This window comes from Companilactobacillus paralimentarius DSM 13238 = JCM 10415 (assembly GCF_001434985.1).
In the GTDB taxonomy this organism is placed as follows: Bacteria; Bacillota; Bacilli; order Lactobacillales; family Lactobacillaceae; genus Companilactobacillus; species Companilactobacillus paralimentarius.
Genome location: NZ_AZES01000029.1, coordinates 69675 through 89089 on the forward strand (window position 1 = coordinate 69675; position 19415 = coordinate 89089).

Below are 19415 nucleotides of genomic sequence, written 5' to 3' on the forward strand. Positions count from 1 at the left end.
AGATAAACAGTTAATTGTTAGCATCCAAAACACGTTTGATTTCATCATAATGATAACCTTTAGTCATTAAATAATTAATCAATTTAGCCTGTGTATCATAACGATGCTGAACTTTTTCAATCATCTTCTTTAATTTATCAAGTTCCTCATCTTCATCAACTTCTAAATCCAATTTTTTAATAGCCTCATTAGTAATCTCACTATTAAAGCCTTTTTGATATAAGCTCTGACGAATTTTCGTCAGCATTTGTTGAAATGAGGCTCGTTTTTGTTTTCGTGCCTGCTTCTTAGCAAACTCTATAGCATTCTCCAATAAAGTATCCTGATCAATATCAAATAAACTATCCTGAATGATATTGTCTGGTACACCTTTTTGAAACAACTTTTGCTCAATTATTTTAGGTCCGTTAGCCGTCATTCGTAATTGATCAGTGATGAAACTCTTAGCATAACTAGCGTCATCCAAATAGTGCAAATTACGCAATTTTTCTAGTGTAAACTCAACAGCATCTTTGTGGTATTCCTTCTTATATAGATACTCTTTAATTTCTTTTTCCGTTCGTAATTGATAGCTTAGATAATTTACTGCATCACCATAAGCCTTATTTACATTTTCTCGATGTTCAATCTCCGCAACTTGTTGATCGGTTAATTCTACGTCCTTCATTAAACGGAATTCGATCAATGTAGTTTCTGCTACAGGAAAAGCATACTTACCATCAAGGTAAATATTGTAACGCCCCTTACGTTTCTGGGCCTGAATTTTCGTAACTTTTGCCAAAATATTATTACCTCACATGTTATACTCAAGTGTAAGTTTATCGCAAAAACATTCAAAGGAAAAATTATGGATACAAATATAACTCAAGAACTAAAAGTTGGTGACAAATTTCCACTGACTATCAAACGAATCGGTATCAACGGCGAAGGCATTGGCTTTTTCAAGCATGTCATCGTTTTCGTACCAAAAGCCGTCCCTGAAGATGTCATCGTCTGTGAAGTCACTGACGTGCACCCTCGTTTTCTCAATGGTCGTATTCACAAAATCAGACAGGCCAGTCGTTTCAGAAATCCTGAAACACCTGCTTTAGCCGATAAAGTTGGTGGTCTAGATTTTGCACACATTAAATATGAAGATCAATTAAAATTTAAGGCTGACATTCTCCGCGAGTCACTCGAAAAATATAAGCCCTACGCATATGAAAAATACAATATTCGCCCAACCGTAGCTTCAGTTCAACAAGAAAAATACCGTAACAAAGCTCAGTTCCCTATCCAAGAAATAGATGGTGAAATTCGCTGTGGCCTTTATAAAACAGGTACACAAGAATTAGTCGATCTAACTGAAATGCCAACGCAAATGGATTTGACTATGTCTGCCATGCGTAAAATTGTTGAAATTATTAAAGATTTGGAAATTCCCGTTTTCAATCCTAAACAAAAATCAGGAATTCTCAGTATGATCGTCATTCGTGAATCAGTTGAATTTAACCAACTTCAAGTTACTTTCATTACTCGTTCACCAAAATTCATCAAAGAACATCAATTAATTGAACGTATTCAAAAAGAAATTCCTGAAGTTAGTTCAATTTCCCAGAATATCAACAAAGAAGACCAAGGTGCTGTTTGGGGTGACGAAACTAAATTACTCTGGGGTGACGAATATCTTCAAGAAGATATCAACGGTTACATCTTTAATTTTTCACCACGTGCCTTTTTACAATTGAACTCACTTCAAACTGATAAATTATATGATTTAGTCAACCAAGCTTTGGAGCCTACTCAAAGAGACATTCTTCTAGATGCATATTGTGGAGTTGGCACAATCGGTATTACTATGTCAGAGACCGTTAAACATATTTACGGAATCGAAATCATTCCCGAAGCTATTGAAGACGCTAAAGCAAATGCCAAGTTAAACGAAGTCGAAAATGCTGACTACTATGTCGGTTCAACTGACAAGATCTATCCAGAGTTATTAAAAGACGGAATCAACGTCAACTCAATCGTCGTAGATCCTCCAAGAACTGGACTTGAAGGTAGTATGATCACGACATTAAATCGAAACCCAGTTGATAAGTTAGTTTACGTCTCATGTAACCCATCAACATTAGCTAAGGATTTAGTAAGATTAGCTGAACGTTACAAAGTCGTTTATCTACAACCAGTAGATATGTTCCCACAAACACCACATGTTGAAACAGTTGTTAAATTAGTAAAAAGATAGAGAACGAAATGGAGGCAGTCATTTCACAAGGATTTGCCTTCGTGTAGCTCTTTTCCACTATTTCACAGAGAAATATGGTTATTAAATATCATCACAAACCAAAATACGTTAAACAGAGTAAAATTAAACTCGATTTAACGTATTTTTTTTATAATAAATTTCAGGAGAGTCCAACATGCCAACAACAGGAATTTTTAGTGTTATAACGGTGGATAAACTAATCCTCTTAGTAAAGTTCCCTTTTGGGACTTACCTGGGGGAACTTTGGAAAAAGGCGAAGATTATCTTACCTGTTTAAAAAGAGAAGCTTTTGAAGAAACTGGATTGCTCGTGACTCCCACTAAAAAAGTTGGAACCTTCTATAACAAACAACAAGATGACCAACAAATAGTTTACTGTAGCCAAATTATCGGAGGAAAAATAATTGAAAGTGGTCCTGAAACAAACGAATTGAAATTCTTTTCAATCTACAAATTACCACTCAATCTCATTCCCCATCGTAGAATGCAGATAAAATTAGCACTCAAAAATTTGCCTCCACTTCAACAAAATATTCGAGACAATTTTCTCATTCAATTATTTAAGTATCAAAAAAAGTCGTAGACCTCACATCTACGACTTTTTTTATGCAGTGGTTTCACCAGTAATCAATTTAACCGGCAAAACATAGTTATCCTCTAAGTGACAATCATGATTATCAACACGTTTTAATAACAAATCGATCATCACCATTACAATATCTGAAATTGGTTGCATAACTGTCGTCAACTCAGGATGGTAAGACTGAATAAAGTTCGTCCCATCATATCCTACTAATTTAACATCTTCAGGGACCCTCATCCCTAAAGCTTTAGCCTGCTGTATAACTAACAGTGCCGTCAAATCATCAGTACAGAAGATTCCATCAACTTTTTGTTTCAATAATAATTCTTTGATTTTCAAGCCTTTAATATTAGGCGTAGCGGAAAAGCTAATTTCCATCACATCAAAATCCAAATCACTCTTTGCTAGTTCATCTTTAAAACCTGTTAATCTCGCATTAGTTGGACTATTAGGATGATTGGCTCCTGTGATAATTTGCAAATTTTTACTACCTGATCTTATTAAGGCCTGAGCAGCAAGTTGACCACCATGATAATTATCAGAACTAACTATTGGAATTTCACCTGACAAATAACGGTCAAACGAGATAATTGGTAATCCCACTTTTTGGTATTCCTCAATACCCAAATTGTGTGAACCCGCAATGATTCCGTCAACTCGATTAGCCATCAACATCCTCAAATAGTCTCGCTCTTTTTCAGCATCACTACCCGCGTTGCAAAGAATGATTCGAAAACCCTTTTTGAACAATTGATCTTCAATTTCTTGAACCATCTGCCCAAAGAAGGGATTACTGACACCAGGTAAAATAACTCCAATTAACTGAGTCTTCTTGCCTTTCAATGATCTCGCCAAACTATTGGGTTGGTAATTGAGCTCTCTCATCGCTTCAAAAACCTTTGTTTTAGTTTTTTCAGACAGTGAACCATAGTTATTAATAACTCGTGAAACTGTTGTCGCTGAAACACCCGCTAATTTTGCAATATCATCTAATGTTGCCATAATCTACCTCATTAATAAATCTTGTCCAAAATAACTTTTTTTACTTCAATATTTTCTGATTCCACAAAGAATTGCTTACCTTGTGGAAAAATTCGACCGGTGATAACTTTTCGTCCACCGTTAACGTATAATTCAAAAACTGTATTATCTAAATACAAATCAGCCTGAATTTCTTTGCCTGCGGTAACTTTAGTACTTCTTGTCGTACCAAAGTCAGTAGCGAAAGGAACCCCAGCATTTGTGCGATCAACTAATATCTTACCATTAGTCGTATCAAGAATAATTTGCAATTCTTCATTAAGTTCCGTCTTAAGTGTTATCGATCCAACCAAGCTTGCTCCCAGTTTGAATGATAACTTGGCTTGAGGCGTAATTTCTTTTGAGTTAAGTGTTTCCTTAACTAACTGATTATTTTCGACTACTGGTATTTGATACAAATGATCATCTTTGATCTTTAATTCTTTGACTAAGCTGAAACAATTAGCCCAACCTTCTTCATCTGAAGGATAAGTAGTATCTGGAAGACCTACCCAGCTCACTGCTAAAGCTCGTCCATCTGGAGCATTGAATCCATGTGTAGCGTAAACATCAAAACCCTCGTCTAAGTTTGCAATTGCACTTGGATTAATAAAACTAAATGTCTCCCAGTCAAAGTCCTCACCGATGACTACAGCGTTGGGATAGACATTCGAGTATTGTAACACATCTTGTTCAATTCCTTGCGGACAAAACATCAAAACAGGACGATTATTAACAAATAGTAAATTGGGACACTCAATCATATAACCACAATCTTTATCAGTAAACTTTAGTTCTGTTTTGTAAGACCAAGGACCAGTAACTTCAGGAGCTTGATATACCAAAACATGACCTGTATCATCAGCTCGACGTCCACCAATCAAGCAATAGTAAGTATCCTCATGCTTAATAATCTGGGGATCACGAAAATGATCCGTATAACCTGGCTTAGGGTTCTCAATCAATGGCGTAGAAATTTTTTTTATCTGATTATCCTTATCCATCCAGGCACCATCTTGTTTGGGATGACGTATCCAATTTTCATCGCGAACATTGCCGGTATACATCATAAATAACTTATCACCGACAGGAATCGCCGAACCTGAGTAAGCACCGTGACTATCTTGAGCATCCCCTGGCAACAAAGCTGGTCCATGATCTTGCCAATGAACTAAATCATCTGAAGTTAAATGAGCCCAACTCTTTAGTCCATGTACAGCACCATAAGGAAATGATTGATAAAATAAGTGCCACTGATTATTAAAATAGGAGAATCCATTAGGATCATTTAAAAGACCAGTTGAAGGTTGAATATGGTATCCCAAACGCCAATGTGATTGATCAATCTTCTGTTTAATATCGATCAACTCTTGTTTTGACCATTCTTGATACGGTTTATACCTTAATGCAGTTGTCCATTTTGTAATCATAATTTTGACTCATACTTTCCTTGATATTGGCTTCATTGTAACTCGGTTTGTTTGATAATGTCAATCGTATAACATTTGTATTTTCCCACTATTATTATATTGTTAATCGCTTTCAAAATAATATTTCGCTTTATAATTGTCAAACGTTTGACATTTTATAAAAACCATGTATTATTAATGTATCGAAACGCTTACATATGTTTTAGGAGGAAATTACTATGAATCATGAACAAGTTGCGGATCGAGTACTTAAATATGTGGGACGTGATAACTTAATTGCGGCAGCTCACTGTGCGACTCGATTAAGATTAGTTGTTAAAGATGAAAAGAAAATCGATCAAAAAGGATTAGACAACGATGACGACGTCAAAGGTACTTTCAGTATCAATGGCCAATATCAAATCATTATTGGACCTGGTGATGTCGACAAAGTTTACGATTTTCTAATTCAAAAGACGGGGCTTAAAACAGTTACCCCCGATGACCTCAAAAATTTAGCCACTAACGGCAAAAAGGCCAATCCAATCATGGCCTTCGTCAAACTTCTTTCTGATATTTTTGTTCCATTGATTCCCGCTCTTGTTGCTGGTGGTCTATTGATGGCATTGAACAACGTTTTAACATCACCCAACCTCTTTGGTGCTCAATCAGTTGTGCAAATGTATCCTGGTATGAAAGGTGTTGCCGAATTAATTAATCTTTTGGCATCAGCCCCATTTACTTTCATGCCCGTACTAATTGGTTTCTCAGCTACTAAACGTTTTGGTGGTAATCCTTACCTTGGTGCTGCTATCGGTATGGCAATGGTTATGCCTGCTTTAGTTAATGGTTATGACGTCGCTAACGTTATGGCTGCTGGTAAGATGACTTACTGGAATGTCTTCGGTTTAAAGGTTGCTCAAGCCGGTTACCAAGGTCAAGTTTTACCTGTTCTAGCCGTTGCTTGGATTCTAGCCACTATTGAAAAATGGCTCCATAAACACATGCCTGCAACTTTAGACTTTATCTTTACACCACTACTTGCTGTAATCGTAACTGGTCTACTAACATTTATTGGTGTTGGCCCTATCATGAGAGTTGTTTCTGATGGTCTAACCAATGGTATCGTCTGGATGTACAATGCAACAGGCTTCGTTGGTACTGCTATCTTTGGTACCTTCTATTCACCTATTGTTATTACTGGACTTCATCAAAGTTTCCCTGCCATTGAAACTCAATTACTAACTAACATTGCTAAAACCGGTGGAGATTTCTTCTTCCCAATCGCCTCTATGGCCAATGCTGCTCAAGGTGCTGCCTGTTTAGCTGTCTTCTTCCTTTCTAAAGATAAGAAGCAAAAGGGTTTAGCATCATCAGCTGGATTATCAGCTCTACTAGGTATTACAGAACCAGCCATCTTCGGTGTTAACTTAAAGTTACGCTACCCATTCATCTGTGCCATGGTTGCTTCCGGAATTGCTTCTATTTTCATTGGTATTTTCCACGTTCTATCTAGTGCTTTAGGTGCTGCTGGTATCATTGGATTTATTTCTTTCCCACCTAAATATTACCTTCCATTCTTCATTAGTATTCTAATCAGTATTGCTTTAGGTTTCACTCTTACATATCTTTACGGAATCAAGTTTGATAAGGTAACAACTGCTAAACCAGTTGAAAAAGCTGATGATAATACTGTTGCTGTGGCTGATGAATTAATTGCTGCGCCTGTATCTGGCGAATTGATTCAGTTAAAAGACGTTAATGATCAAGTTTTCTCCGCCGAAATTATGGGTAAAGGTGCTGCCATCAAGCCTATTGATAACAATGTTTATGCTGTAGCCGATGGAACGGTTACCGTCGCTTATGCCACAAAACATGCTTACGGAGTCAAGACTAACGATGGTGCTGAAGTCCTTATTCATTTAGGAATCGATACCGTTGATCTTAAAGGTCAATATTTCACATCCAATGTCAAACAAGGCGACACCGTTAAAAAAGGTGATTTACTTGGTACCTTCGATATTGAAAAAATTCAGGCTGCTGGTTACGATCCCACAGTTATGATTGTCGTAACCAACACAATGTCCTACGGCGACGTGGATAAATTGAATAAGACAGACGTCAAATCCGGCGATGACATCGTAGCTTTGACAGAACTAGCTTCAAATTATTCTGCTGCCGCAAATGTTTAACCCTTCATGAATCACATAAAAAAATGCCTAAATAGATTAGGCATTTTTTTGTGGCTTTTTAAATTGTGTAAACAACAATGCTACTAAAATGGCTGTAATCAATCCATTGACCAAATATAGTATCCGATAATCGACAACTGCAAAAGCAGAGCTGTAAATCAAGACACCAATTGGATTCAAAATTTGGACCATAGTGTACATCAAAGTATTGACCCGTCCTAAGGCTTTTTCAGGAATAACTTCTTGCACATACGTAAAGACTGGAGGATCAGAAATTGCTCCAACAAAACCAGAAATGAATTCGATCACAACAAAGATTACCAGTGTATATTGTGAGGCAAATTTAATTAAGAAAACTAGTAAAAGAAGTTCAAATACTGATATCCAATAAGTTACCCTTTCAAATTTGAAGACATCCTTAATTTCAACAATCGTAATAACAATTCCGCCTAAGAACACCCCAAATGACAAAATACCTTGAACATTACCACTAACAACAGTTGAGTACTTGAGAATATGAATCAAAACATAAGGAATCCCAATTTGTAGAGAAATGCCAGCTAAATTCAATACCATTGCAATTACAGTCAAAATAATTAATTGTGGTTGACCCTTTAGGACTTTAACTAAATCAGCCTTCTCATCATCACCGGTGGCCGTCTTTTCAACCGTCACTTGATTGAAATGAGTACTCCAAGTAACCAATAGAGTCAGACACTCCGTAAAAATTTCTACCAAAATAATCCACGTGAACGGTACAACTCCAAACAGAAAACCTGCTAAAGGTGCAGCGACAATACTTGCCATAGATACACCCGTTGTCTGAATTGAATTGAGACGCTGAATAGATTTTTTACTAACAATTTGAGGTGTTGAAGATAAGTAAGTAATGGAAAATAATCGGCCAAAAATATTCATGGCACAAACGACCACGATAGCCGTATATAAAATATTGTTTCCCATTGAATACACCAATAAATATAGTAATAACGAAGCTATCAACAATGCTTCAGAAATCAAAGTCAGTCGTTTATGAGAATATTTATCAATTATCTTTCCAATGATAGGTGCCAAAGCTAGTCCAACGATTGGACCAATAAATAAGCTAGTACCATAGCCTAAAGCCGAACCAGTTACTTTCAATAGTTTCAAAGACAATGAGAATGAAAAAATAGTTTCTCCTAAAGCATTGATAACTGAAGTACTTCCAGCCTTGATCAATTGTAGATTATCTTGTTTCATAATAGTCATCCCTAACTTGATTGAACAAGTTATAGCACATAGCAAGATAAAAAAAGCATTCTCCTTTCAAGCGGTCATCTAACTTGCCTATCAGGTAAAAACGTTCTATTGAAGGTTGTAAAAATCTAAGTAATAAATAAGAGTAGCTTCTATTAAGAAATTCAAGACTATATATCTTGAACACCTAATGGAAGCTACTCTTTTAATGTAAAATTTCTATTTAATCATAACTAAAACTGAATAAGAACAACATACTAGTCCAGACCAATCGAACTTGTTGTGGAGGACAGCAGCTAAACACTATTCTTCTCTAGCAACAACAAAATAATTACCTTCAGGATCTTGGAAGTTAAAAGTCAATACACCATTAACTTCAGAAACCTCACCTGCACTCAACAAATCATCATGTAATTCATTGAAACGATTAGAAAAGAACATCAATGATGGTACTGTTTCATCTACTTCTGGTGAATAAATCCTGACATAATCCTTAGGAAAAATCGATAATTCAGTTTCCGCAGAGATTCCTACGATGACATTCTGGTAGCCACCATTTAAAGTCTGACGAGCCACTACTTTGGCTCCAAATTCTTCGACCCAAAATTCTACATTCATATCAACGTCATCAACGTAAAGCATAATTCTAGTTTTCATCCAATAAATCCCTATCCCAGACAACACCCATAGTTTTTTCACCAGTATGTACACTGATAGCTGGTCCTAAATGACTCGTTGAAACCTTGGCATCAGGGAAGTTAGTTTGAAAATCATTACTCCACTTCTCCAACATTTCACGATTATTAGAATCAACTACTGTGATGTGTAACTTCCAATCTGGATGTTCATCTGTATATTTTTGTATCTCTAAGGCAATTACACGGAAAGCTCGATGCATAGTTCTTTCCTTACCAATTGCAAAAATTTTACCATCTTTAAATGTCAATAATGGTTTAACATCCAACAAACTACCAATAATAGCGGAACGATTGCTTAAACGACCAGTACGACTCAAGTGTTTCAAATCGTTAACGGCAAAATAAATATCGGTTGAGTCACGTAGCTCTTTCATTTTGGCAACAATTTTTTCAGGATCTTCTCCCTTTTGAGCCATTGAACCAGCTAACATAACTAAATCAGCTTCAGCAGCACTCGCAGCCATTGAATCAAATGGATAAACTTTAGCCTTATCATAATCTTTTACAAACATACGTAGGTTGTCCATAAATGAAGTAATTCCTAATGATAAGTGAATTGAGATAATTGTGTCATAACCTTCTGATACCAAACGATCATAAGCCTCTTGGATCTGTCCCATCGAAACTTGAGCTGTGGTTGGTAATTCTGGTTCATTACGCAAATAGTCGTAAAACTCTTGATCCGTTAATTCTTCTGTTTCCTTATATTGTTCATTCCCCAAAATAACCGTGATTGGCAAGACGGTGATGTTGTATTGCTTGATTTGCTCAGGTGTTAGGTACGATGCTGTATCAGTTACAACTGCCGTTTTCATATTTTTCCTCTTTTTCAAGTGACTTTGTATCCATGCATATAATAATAACATTTTATTATATTTTTTAAATCTATAGGGTTGTTTTAGTTATTCGAAAGCGCTATCATCTTTGTTAAGTAAACATTTACTAAATGGAGGACCAATCATGAATACTAACGAAATATTACAAGGATTTGCCAATAAATTTAACCAATCAGCTGAAAAATTATTCTTTTCACCTGGTCGTATCAATTTAATTGGTGAACACACTGATTATAATGGAGGAAATGTTTTCCCCTGTGCTATCAGCTTAGGAACATACGCCGCTTATGGCAAACGTGATGACAATACTGTTCAAATGTTTTCCGAGAACTTACCTGACAAAGGTATCATTTCCTTCTCACTTGACGATCTTAAATTTAACAAAGAGGATGATTGGGCCAACTACCCTAAAGGGATGATCTATTTTATTACTAAAACTGGTTATAAATTAGACCATGGTTTCAATCTTTATATCCACGGTAATTTACCTGATGGTGCTGGTTTATCATCTTCCGCCTCGATTGAATTACTAATGGGAACAATCCTCAAAGATGTCTTCTCACTTGATATTAACCAACTTGATTTAGTAAAAATGGGACAAAAAGATGAAAACGACTTTATCGGTGTCAACTCAGGAATTATGGATCAATTTGCTGTCGGTATGGGTAAAGAAAATCAAGCCATCCTACTAGACACTAATACAATGGAATATCATTACGCCCCAGTTGAGTTAGGTAATAACGTTATCGTAATCATGAATACTAACAAACACCGTACTTTAGCCGATTCTAAATACAATGAACGTCGTAGTCAATGTGAAGCGGCTTTGAAACTACTTCAAACTAAATTAGATATTAACTCACTAGGTGAACTATCAATTGATGATTTCGATCGTAACTCATATTTGATCAATGATGATGTTTTAATCCGTCGTGCTCGTCATGCTGTTTTTGAAAATCAAAGAACTCTTAAAGCAATCAATTATCTTAAAGAAAACAATCTTGAAGAATTTGGCAAACTAGTCAATGCTTCTCATATTTCACTACATTACGATTATGAGGTAACTGGTAAAGAACTCGATACCCTAATTGCTACTGCTTGGAAACAAGAAGGTGTGCTCGGAGCCCGCATGGTTGGCGCTGGTTTCGGTGGTTGTGCTATTGCTATTGTTGACAAAGACAAGGTTGATACCTTCAAGGAAAATGTCGGTCAAATTTATCAAAGAGAAATTGGTTATGCTGCCGACTTTTACATTGCTGAAATTGCTGATGGACCTAGAGAAATTGCTATAACAGAGGTGGAAAAATAATGTCCTGTGTCGATAAATTTGTCGATCAAATAATTAAGGCTGACAATGATTACCAAGAAATGGATCGTGTTTACTTATACAATCGTATTTGTGCTTTAGTTGGTGACAATAACCATCTTGAGGCCGATGATACTAAAGAAGCTTTGATTAAAACAGCTATTCAAAATAAAAAGATTGAAGACAGTCAGACGGCTAAGGAAATCCTTAATGATCAATTGATGGACTTCGTTACTCCATTACCTTCACGTGTTAATCACAAATTCTGGAATCTTTATCAAAAGAACCCAACTGATGCTATCAAATATTTCTACCAGATGAGCCAAGACAATGATTACATCAAGGTTAAAGCCATTGCTAAAAATATTTCTTACCAAGTGGCAACTGATTATGGAAACCTCGAGATCACTATTAATCTATCCAAACCTGAAAAAGATCCCAAGGCTATTGCGGCCGCTGGTAAAACTAAACAAACTGGTTATCCTAAATGTCAGCTTTGCCTAGAAAATGAAGGTTACTTGGGACGCTTAGGTTATCCTGCTCGTAGTAATCATCGTGTCATCCGCTTTACACTCGGTGGCGAAACTTGGGGCTTTCAATATTCACCTTATGCCTACTTTAAAGAACATGCTATTTTCTTAAATACAACTCACAAACCAATGATCATCAATCAACATACTTTTAATAATCTAATTGAAATCATCAAGATATTCCCTAATTACTTTGTTGGTAGTAACGCTGATTTACCAATTGTTGGCGGTTCAATGCTTAGTCATGACCATTACCAAGGTGGACGCCATACTTTTCCAATGATGAAGGCTCCCATTGATCGTCAAATTGAAATTGATGTTGATGGTGTCTCCGCAGGAATCGTTAAATGGCCACTTTCCACAATTCGTTTAACAAGTAAAGATCCTGAAGAGCTAGTTAAGGCCGCCACTTTGATTCATCAACATTGGATGAATTATTCAGACGAATCAGTTGATATTAGATCCCATAGTGGCGAAATTCGTCATCATACTGTTACGCCAATTGCCTATCGCCAAGATGAAAACTACGTTATGGATATCGTCTTACGTGACAACCAAACTTCTGCTAAATATCCCGATGGAATTTTCCATCCTCACAAAGATGTTCAACATATCAAGAAAGAAAATATTGGCCTAATTGAAGTTATGGGACGTGCCATCTTACCTGCTCGACTAAAAACTGAGTTAAAAGAAGTTGAACGTTATCTACTAGATCAACCTAACCAAATGGCTCAATATCACAAAACTTGGGCGGACCAATTGAAACAAAAATATGAATTTACAACTGACAATGTGGAAAAGATTGTTGATAAAGAAACAGGTCTGGTCTTTAATCGTGTTCTCGAAGATGCTGGTGTCTTCAAATGGAATACACAAGGACAGGCTGCTTTTGACAAATTCATTCGGAGTCTTCAATAATGGCTACCTTACGTGATATTGCCAAGAAAGCCAGTGTCTCACCAGCCACTGTTTCTCGAGTTTTAAATAATGATTTGACGTTATCAGTCACTGATGAAACTAGAGCTAATATTTTAAAAATTGCGACTGATCTTAATTATAAAAAAGCTAATCATCCCAATAGTCACTATCAAAAACATTTAGCCCTAGTTCAGTGGTATTCTGAATCTAAAGAGCAAGATGATCTCTACTATATGACCGTACGAGAAGGAATTGAACAACAAGCACCCAAGTATGGATTTCAAATCAGCCGTATTTTTCACAACGATATCGAAGAAATCCCTAATGATACTGACGGCATCATTGCCGTAGGTAAATTCAGTCAGGAACAAGTTCAAACTATGACTTTAATTTGTCCAAATATCGTTTTTATTGATGATGATCAATTTAGCAAGGGTTTTGATTCAGTCCTAACCGACTTTAAATATGGAATTGAAAAAGTTGTCAATTACTTTGTTGATCAGAGTATTGAAGACATCGGCTTGATTTATGGTGAGGAAACTTCAACCGATAATCAGAGAACTATCCCTGACTTACGTTTCGATTCTTTCAAGTCAGCTATGGAAAAGCATAATCTGTTCGATCCACAAAATTGTTTTAAAGGTGATTTCACTAAAGACTCCGGTTATCTGCAAATGACAAAGGCCTTGGATAAAGAAAACTTTCCACATGCTTTCTTCATTACCAATGACTTGATGGCTGCCGGCGCATTAAAAACCCTTCAAGAGAACAACATTGCTGTTCCTAAACAAGTTCAACTCTTCAGTTTTGACAATACCGCCCTTTCACGTTACGTCAATCCCGAGTTAAGTTCTGTAGACGTCGCTACTAATCAAATGGGGGCTGCTTCAGTTGATTTAATGCAAGACTTACTAACTAATCAGCAACACGTTGTTAAACGAATTGAACTAGCCACTAAACTCATCTTTAGACAATCCACTTATGCGACAATTGAGGATTTGTAAATAATGTTTTTCTGGAGGTAAAGATGGATTACATTCACGACATTCGCCAAAAAGTTGGTCACGAACCAATTATCTTAAACTTTGCTGGAGGAATTCTAACCAACGATAAAAACGAGGTTCTTTTGCAAAAACGTTCAGGTATGAATAAATGGGAACTTCCCGGTGGTGCCATGGAATACGGTGAAACAGTTGAAGGTACTTGTCGTCGTGAATTTCGAGAAGAAACTGGACTTGAAGTTACACTAAATACATTTTTCGGACTCTCCTCTAATCACATCCAACACTATCCTAATGGCGATGTTAACCAAACCATCGTAACCTTCTTTTTAGTCGACTATTGTAAAGGTGAACTCAACCCTAAGAATGGCGAAACCATAGATTTAAAATATTTCTCTAAAGAAAATTTACCTGAAATATTCAATCGTCAACACACAAGATGTTTGCAGCACTATTTTAAGCACGATTTTCCATACTTCGAATAAGCAAGCAATATAATTGTTAGAGCCTTAACTCCTACCTATAATTGAGACAATTCCATTTAAAGGAGATGCCAATTATGATGGGATTAACTGGTTGCCACTTATTCGGTAACATGAATTTCATGGGTGGAGGATTCCTCTTTTATGGAATCATTACCTTATTGATCTTCATTGCGATTGTTTACTTATTTAATAATCATCAAAACAGTCATCAGCAAAATAGTGCGTTAGACATTTTGAATCGTAAGTACGCTCAAGGAAAAATCTCGGATGCCGACTATGCAAAGCGAAAAGAAAATTTAAAAAATTAAAATAATTATTCAAAAATTAAAGCATCATCTGTTTAGAGACGTTCTAATACGCCTATTCTAAATAGATGATGCTTGTTTTTATTTTTAATTAAAAAAGATAATAAATAGAATGATTGAAGTGAACCCAATGAATTGGAGTTCATTTAATTAAAAAATTCCATTTGGTTATACAGAGTTAAAAATTTCAAAATACTGCAATTTTGCTTGATAATATTAGAAGCAAGCATACAGTCGGTAGTAAAAAATCTGTGGGCCCTCAGTGGTGAAGTTATACTTAGCTTGCGTAGCAAGGTTAGTATAAGACCGAGCTTGGAGATCCATGATTTCGCACAAAGTGCGGAATTATTAGCTCCAAGTCGTGTCCACCACGTTCCAGCGGCCCACAGATTTTTTGCGGACGACGACATATTTCAACTACATTAGTTAGTATTTAGTTACAATCAAATCAGATTTTTGGTGGAGGACAGAACTCTTCCTTATTTCTTCCACAAGAAGTTAATTAAAATCTTATCGACTTGCTTATTTTCATGTAGCTTGCTGTGAGCGGCCATCTTACCAACAATTTTCTTTTCCTGATAAGACTTAGCTCGCCCAGAAACCAAATATCTTAGTGATTGAGATGAAGCGTTAGTCACAGCCCCATCGGAATGAGTTCCATCATTTTTATCGCCAAAAATATTCAATACTCTCGTATTAGTAGGATAAACTTTTCTAAACTTCAATAACTCCTGATAATACTGATTCATAGGCGTAGGTTTACCATTTTTATCTAGACTAATACGTCCAGGTTCATCATCTTCATCAATGATACCGTCAAAGTGACCAGCGATATCAACCACCTTATTAATTTTAGGCAATTTCTTGTTACTGTAATTATCCAAAATATAATAATTGATGGCCATATTTCCCATTGAGTGACCTACTAGATTAACCTTTTTAAATTTATAATCCTTTTGCAAAACCTCAATAACGTTTTTGGCCCATAGTCCAGCTGTATGATAGTTCAGCATCTTATTATCATCATAGTTGACTTCAACAATTGGATTCTTAGCCTTCTTAGGAATAGAACCAATCATTTTAGCGTAGCCGTTGGGACTGACATTGATCCTCACAATTGTTCTTGTGACTCCTGCTTCCTTAGCAGCCTCAGTCATTTGAGTTTCAGCTCGATAACTACTTCCATAACCATGGAAAAAAATAGTTGGAATCGATTCTTGAACGTACTTTTTAGAATTTACTGCCTGTGCATGACAACTATAAGTGAAAAAACTAAAAACCACTAATATCATTGCCATTGCGGCCGAAAAAATAAACCTTTTCTTATTCATAATTTCTCCTCTCGCTTATAACCTATATTGTAGCCATTCTTGCATTAGTCGCGTAAAAAAAACACTTAAACTTGATTGACACTTTCGAAATCATTAATTATGATTAATCTAATCTATTTAATATTATTTTAATTTTAGTAAGGAGATTTTTATTATGGCAAAAGCAGATCCATCAACAATTGATTGGAACAACCTCGGTTTTAATTATATGGACTTACCTTATCGATTCATTGCCCACTATAAGAACGGTGCATGGCAAGATGCTGGCCTAACTGAAGACAGTACACTTCATATTAGTGAAGCTTCTACAGTTTTACACTATGGTCAAGCAGCTTTTGAAGGAATGAAAGCTTATCGCACCCCTGACAATCATATTCAACTATTTAGACCCGATCGCAATGCTAGTCGAATGAAAGAATCGTGTGAAAGATTACTGATGCCTGTCTTTCCAGAAGATAAGTTTGTTGAGGCTGTAAAAGAAGTAGTTAAGGCTAATGCTGATTTTGTTCCTCCTTACGGAACTGGTGCCACACTTTATTTACGTCCTCTAATCATTGGAACTGGTGCCCAAATTGGTGTTCATGCTGCTCCTGAATATATCTTTACTATTTTTGCTATGCCAGTTGGTAATTATTTCAAGGGTGGACTTACTCCCGTTAACTTTACAACATCACAATATGACCGTGCAGCTCACAAGGGTACTGGTCAAAGTAAAGTTGGTGGAAATTACGCTGCCAGTCTCTATCCTGGTGATGAAGCTCATAAAAATGGTTTTGCGGATTGTGTTTACCTTGATCCTATCAATCATGAAAAAATTGAAGAAGTTGGATCAGCCAATTTCTTTGGTATCACAAAGGATAATGTCTTCCTAACTCCTAAATCTCCATCTATTTTACCAAGTATTACTAAATACTCCCTACTCTGGTTAGCCAAGAACCGTTTAGGACTTGGAGCAGAAGAAGGCGACGTCTACATCGACCAATTAGATAGATTCAAAGAAGCTGGCGCTTGTGGTACGGCCGCCGTCATCTCTCCTATTGGTGGTTTGGAACACGAAGGTAATCTGCATGTCTTCTATAGTGAAACAGAAGTTGGACCAATTACCAAGAAATTGTATGAAACTTTAACAGGAATCCAATTTGGAACCATTAAAGCTCCCGAAGGTTGGGTTCAAGTCGTAGAATAGCAAAAAAGCTGTGATTGATGAAGTCACAGCTTTTTTAATGGAATATTGTATGTTTGAGATTCTCAATATTAAAGTGCAGTATCGAAGGGTGAACTGTAACATTAATATTGGAGCAAATTAGTACACTACTGGTAATTGGGGAAAACAGTGTTTTGATAGTACACATGTTACCTTCACTTATTATCCGAGGGTGATAATAAGTCAGAAGTTAGAACAATTATTTTGCTCTTTCGCATGTATCTATATTGTATAGTTAAGCTACCAGTAAGGAATCTACAAATTTATAAAATAGTTTTTCTATTATTGAATTAAAATTCAAGCTAAATAATGGTATATTTTGTATTTTGCAGATAATTTTAAAATTTTACGATGAAAAATTAGCAACATGATAGAATATTACAGAACACACAATATAGAAAGAAGGATTTTTTAATGAAAATATATTTTGCCAATGGTCTCTTTGCTTTAGCTGACCGCATGTTTAATGAAGTCGTAGTTGATAAGATCAGAAAAATGGATTCTAATATTGAAGTTTATCTACCTCAAGAAAATGGTGACATCAATGACAAAATGAATTATGCCGACTCTATCAAAATTGCTCAAGAAGATAATAAAGAATTGTTATCTTCCGACTTAATTGTTGCAATTCTTGATGGTGACACAATGGATGACGGTGTGGCCTCTGAAATCGGTTTGGCATATGGCAAAGAAATTCCCATTATTGGCGTCTATACTGATCTCCGGCAACACGGCGTCGAGAATCCTGAAAAGCTTAAGGCTGTAGGTTCCATCGGTGAGAATCCTTTCGCTTATATCAACAATTACACCATTGGTTTAATCAAAATGAACGGTATAGTTGTAAATAATATTGATAGCATGTTAGCAGAAATTCGCAAATATCTATAATTTTATTGCAATATTTTGATATACAATTGTTTCATTTTAGTTACATTACCTTTACAGTCCAATTATAACTAATTTACAGTTAAGTTATATTCAACATTTGTTGGTCTAGACGTTATATTATTAATTCCGTTGAGAAAATAGTACACATTAAATAAAAACAAACACAGGATTCATTCGGGGGAATTATTTTATAATGAAGATCAAAAATTTTGTAGCATCAGTATTTACCGTAACCACACTCGCATTAATTGGAATCAGTACTCAAACACAAACTGTTAGTGCTGCAACAACAACAGCTAGTGCTAGTGGCGTTGTTTATGTAACTAACGTTAATGGTGCCGGTATTTACACACAATCACAAAATGGTGTTACTAGGGCTAATTCTATGCTTGGTAACAAAACAGCATGGAGAATCGACAAGACTATGAATGTTGATGGAGCTGTTTATTATGAAGTAGGTGCTAACGAATGGATCTCTGCTAATGATACTTCTACAGAAGCACCAGCTGTTTCTCTAAACAAAGATATGTATATCAATGTTGCTGGTGGTGTTAACCTTTATGATGCCCCTAACGGTAATTTTACAGGTAATGTAGCTACTGGACATACTATGGTTCATGTTTATGCAAGTAAAACTGATTCAACTGGTACTACATGGTACGATGTTGGCCGTAGTCAATGGATCAATGGAAAATATATGTCAACTGACAACGTTAAACAAACTCTAACAATGTCAGCTACAGCTTATGATCCCGTTGTTCTTGGTTCAAATATGGGTTACAGCGGTGTTGCTGCCAACTTATCAAAATTCCCTCGTGGAACACATTTAAGAATTACTGCTAATGGCAAGACTTACGATCGTGTAGTTAATGATACTGGTCTCTTCGCTTACAGCAATCCTAATCAACTTGATATTGCCATGCCTAACTCACAAGCATTACAATTTGGACGTCAAAACGTTACAGTTCAAGTTTTAGGTTAATCAGATAAATTTAATTTTGAAGTATCTCCCTTTTGGAGGTACTTTTTTTATTTCACAATTAATCTTTATTAAGATATTGCATTCTTTCATCAAACTTAAAAACTTTCCAAACCACTAATACTAGTCCTATCACAAAAGCTAAGATGGCATAAGGTAACGAAGCTGTTACGACAATATAAGTGGCAATACCCAAAAGAATACTAAAAAAAGTATTGATTAGTTTCTTTAACATAGGTTTATC

General features: G+C 36.0%; 18 protein-coding genes and 1 pseudogene. 11 read left to right on the top strand and 8 right to left on the bottom strand.

What is annotated here, in order from left to right; genetic code table 11:
* Nucleotides 1-10 precede the first annotated feature (10 nt).
* Nucleotides 11-781: a recombination regulator RecX gene (recX, locus tag FD33_RS03615; protein WP_025084698.1), complete on the bottom strand. Its 771-nt coding sequence runs from the start codon at nucleotides 779-781 to the stop codon at nucleotides 11-13.
* 66 nt (nucleotides 782-847) lie between these two features.
* On the opposite strand from recX, the gene rlmD reads away from it, so the two are divergent.
* Nucleotides 848-2227, top strand: a complete 1380-nt coding sequence (gene rlmD / locus FD33_RS03620) for a 23S rRNA (uracil(1939)-C(5))-methyltransferase RlmD (protein WP_025084697.1) — start codon at nucleotides 848-850, stop codon at nucleotides 2225-2227.
* A 249-nt stretch (nucleotides 2228-2476) separates the two neighbouring features.
* Nucleotides 2477-2830 (top strand): annotated as a pseudogene (locus FD33_RS03625) (NUDIX domain-containing protein); the annotation flags it as partial.
* Between the two features lie 21 nt (nucleotides 2831-2851).
* Here the strand turns inward: FD33_RS03625 and FD33_RS03630 are convergent.
* Both FD33_RS03630 and FD33_RS03635 read right to left on the bottom strand, forming a co-directional pair.
* Nucleotides 2852-3835, bottom strand: a complete 984-nt coding sequence (locus FD33_RS03630) for a LacI family DNA-binding transcriptional regulator (protein WP_025084696.1) — start codon at nucleotides 3833-3835, stop codon at nucleotides 2852-2854.
* An 8-nt stretch (nucleotides 3836-3843) separates the two neighbouring features.
* Nucleotides 3844-5280 carry a sucrose-6-phosphate hydrolase gene (locus tag FD33_RS03635; RefSeq protein WP_034543872.1) on the bottom strand — a complete coding sequence of 479 codons (1437 nt, stop codon included), beginning with the start codon at nucleotides 5278-5280 and terminating at the stop codon, nucleotides 3844-3846.
* Nucleotides 5281-5498: 218 nt separating this feature from the next.
* Between FD33_RS03635 and FD33_RS03640 the strand changes: the two genes are divergently transcribed.
* Entirely contained in the window at nucleotides 5499-7451 is a 1953-nt protein-coding gene (locus tag FD33_RS03640) for a sucrose-specific PTS transporter subunit IIBC (RefSeq protein WP_025084694.1), read from the top strand.
* 36 nt (nucleotides 7452-7487) lie between these two features.
* On the opposite strand, the gene FD33_RS03645 is transcribed toward FD33_RS03640, so the two are convergent.
* The 3 genes from FD33_RS03645 to FD33_RS03655 form a co-directional block, all read right to left on the bottom strand.
* Nucleotides 7488-8693 carry an MFS transporter gene (locus FD33_RS03645; protein WP_056955770.1) on the bottom strand — a complete coding sequence of 402 codons (1206 nt, stop codon included), beginning with the start codon at nucleotides 8691-8693 and terminating at the stop codon, nucleotides 7488-7490.
* 300 nt (nucleotides 8694-8993) lie between these two features.
* Entirely contained in the window at nucleotides 8994-9347 is a 354-nt protein-coding gene (locus FD33_RS03650; RefSeq protein WP_025084692.1) for a VOC family protein, read from the bottom strand.
* Nucleotides 9337-10203 carry a DegV family protein gene (locus tag FD33_RS03655; RefSeq protein WP_025084691.1) on the bottom strand — a complete coding sequence of 289 codons (867 nt, stop codon included), beginning with the start codon at nucleotides 10201-10203 and terminating at the stop codon, nucleotides 9337-9339. Before FD33_RS03655 ends, FD33_RS03650 begins: the two co-directional genes overlap by 11 nt.
* A gap of 145 nt (nucleotides 10204-10348) precedes the next feature.
* Between FD33_RS03655 and FD33_RS03660 the strand changes: the two genes are divergently transcribed.
* From FD33_RS03660 to FD33_RS03680, 5 genes are all read left to right on the top strand, one after another.
* Entirely contained in the window at nucleotides 10349-11533 is a 1185-nt protein-coding gene (locus FD33_RS03660) for a galactokinase (protein ID WP_056955771.1), read from the top strand.
* On the top strand, nucleotides 11533-12978 hold the full coding sequence (locus FD33_RS03665; RefSeq protein ID WP_025084690.1) for a UDP-glucose--hexose-1-phosphate uridylyltransferase: 1446 nt from the start codon (nucleotides 11533-11535) through the stop codon (nucleotides 12976-12978). Before FD33_RS03660 ends, FD33_RS03665 begins: the two co-directional genes overlap by 1 nt.
* Entirely contained in the window at nucleotides 12975-13982 is a 1008-nt protein-coding gene (locus tag FD33_RS03670) for a LacI family DNA-binding transcriptional regulator (RefSeq protein WP_025084689.1), read from the top strand. Before FD33_RS03665 ends, FD33_RS03670 begins: the two co-directional genes overlap by 4 nt.
* A gap of 23 nt (nucleotides 13983-14005) precedes the next feature.
* Nucleotides 14006-14464, top strand: a complete 459-nt coding sequence (locus FD33_RS03675; RefSeq protein ID WP_034543871.1) for an NUDIX hydrolase — start codon at nucleotides 14006-14008, stop codon at nucleotides 14462-14464.
* Nucleotides 14465-14538: 74 nt separating this feature from the next.
* Entirely contained in the window at nucleotides 14539-14772 is a 234-nt protein-coding gene (locus FD33_RS03680) for an SHOCT domain-containing protein (protein WP_025084687.1), read from the top strand.
* A gap of 476 nt (nucleotides 14773-15248) precedes the next feature.
* Here the strand turns inward: FD33_RS03680 and FD33_RS03685 are convergent, their stop codons facing one another.
* Nucleotides 15249-16100 carry an alpha/beta hydrolase gene (locus FD33_RS03685; RefSeq protein WP_025084686.1) on the bottom strand — a complete coding sequence of 284 codons (852 nt, stop codon included), beginning with the start codon at nucleotides 16098-16100 and terminating at the stop codon, nucleotides 15249-15251.
* A 154-nt stretch (nucleotides 16101-16254) separates the two neighbouring features.
* Here FD33_RS03685 and FD33_RS03690 point away from each other — a divergent pair, with 154 nt between their 5' ends.
* The 3 genes from FD33_RS03690 to FD33_RS03700 all read left to right on the top strand — a co-directional run bounded on the left by FD33_RS03690 (nucleotide 16255) and on the right by FD33_RS03700 (nucleotide 19174).
* The gene (locus FD33_RS03690) at nucleotides 16255-17286 is read left to right on the top strand and encodes a branched-chain amino acid aminotransferase (protein WP_025084685.1); all 1032 of its coding nucleotides are present in this window, start codon (nucleotides 16255-16257) and stop codon (nucleotides 17284-17286) included.
* A gap of 432 nt (nucleotides 17287-17718) precedes the next feature.
* Nucleotides 17719-18192 carry a nucleoside 2-deoxyribosyltransferase gene (locus tag FD33_RS03695; RefSeq protein WP_025084684.1) on the top strand — a complete coding sequence of 158 codons (474 nt, stop codon included), beginning with the start codon at nucleotides 17719-17721 and terminating at the stop codon, nucleotides 18190-18192.
* A gap of 193 nt (nucleotides 18193-18385) precedes the next feature.
* Nucleotides 18386-19174, top strand: a complete 789-nt coding sequence (locus FD33_RS03700) for an RlpA-like double-psi beta-barrel domain-containing protein (RefSeq protein WP_025084683.1) — start codon at nucleotides 18386-18388, stop codon at nucleotides 19172-19174.
* A gap of 58 nt (nucleotides 19175-19232) precedes the next feature.
* Here the strand turns inward: FD33_RS03700 and FD33_RS12610 are convergent, their stop codons facing one another.
* Nucleotides 19233-19406, bottom strand: a complete 174-nt coding sequence (locus FD33_RS12610; RefSeq protein WP_156407820.1) for a hypothetical protein — start codon at nucleotides 19404-19406, stop codon at nucleotides 19233-19235.
* Nucleotides 19407-19415: the final 9 nt, after the last annotated feature.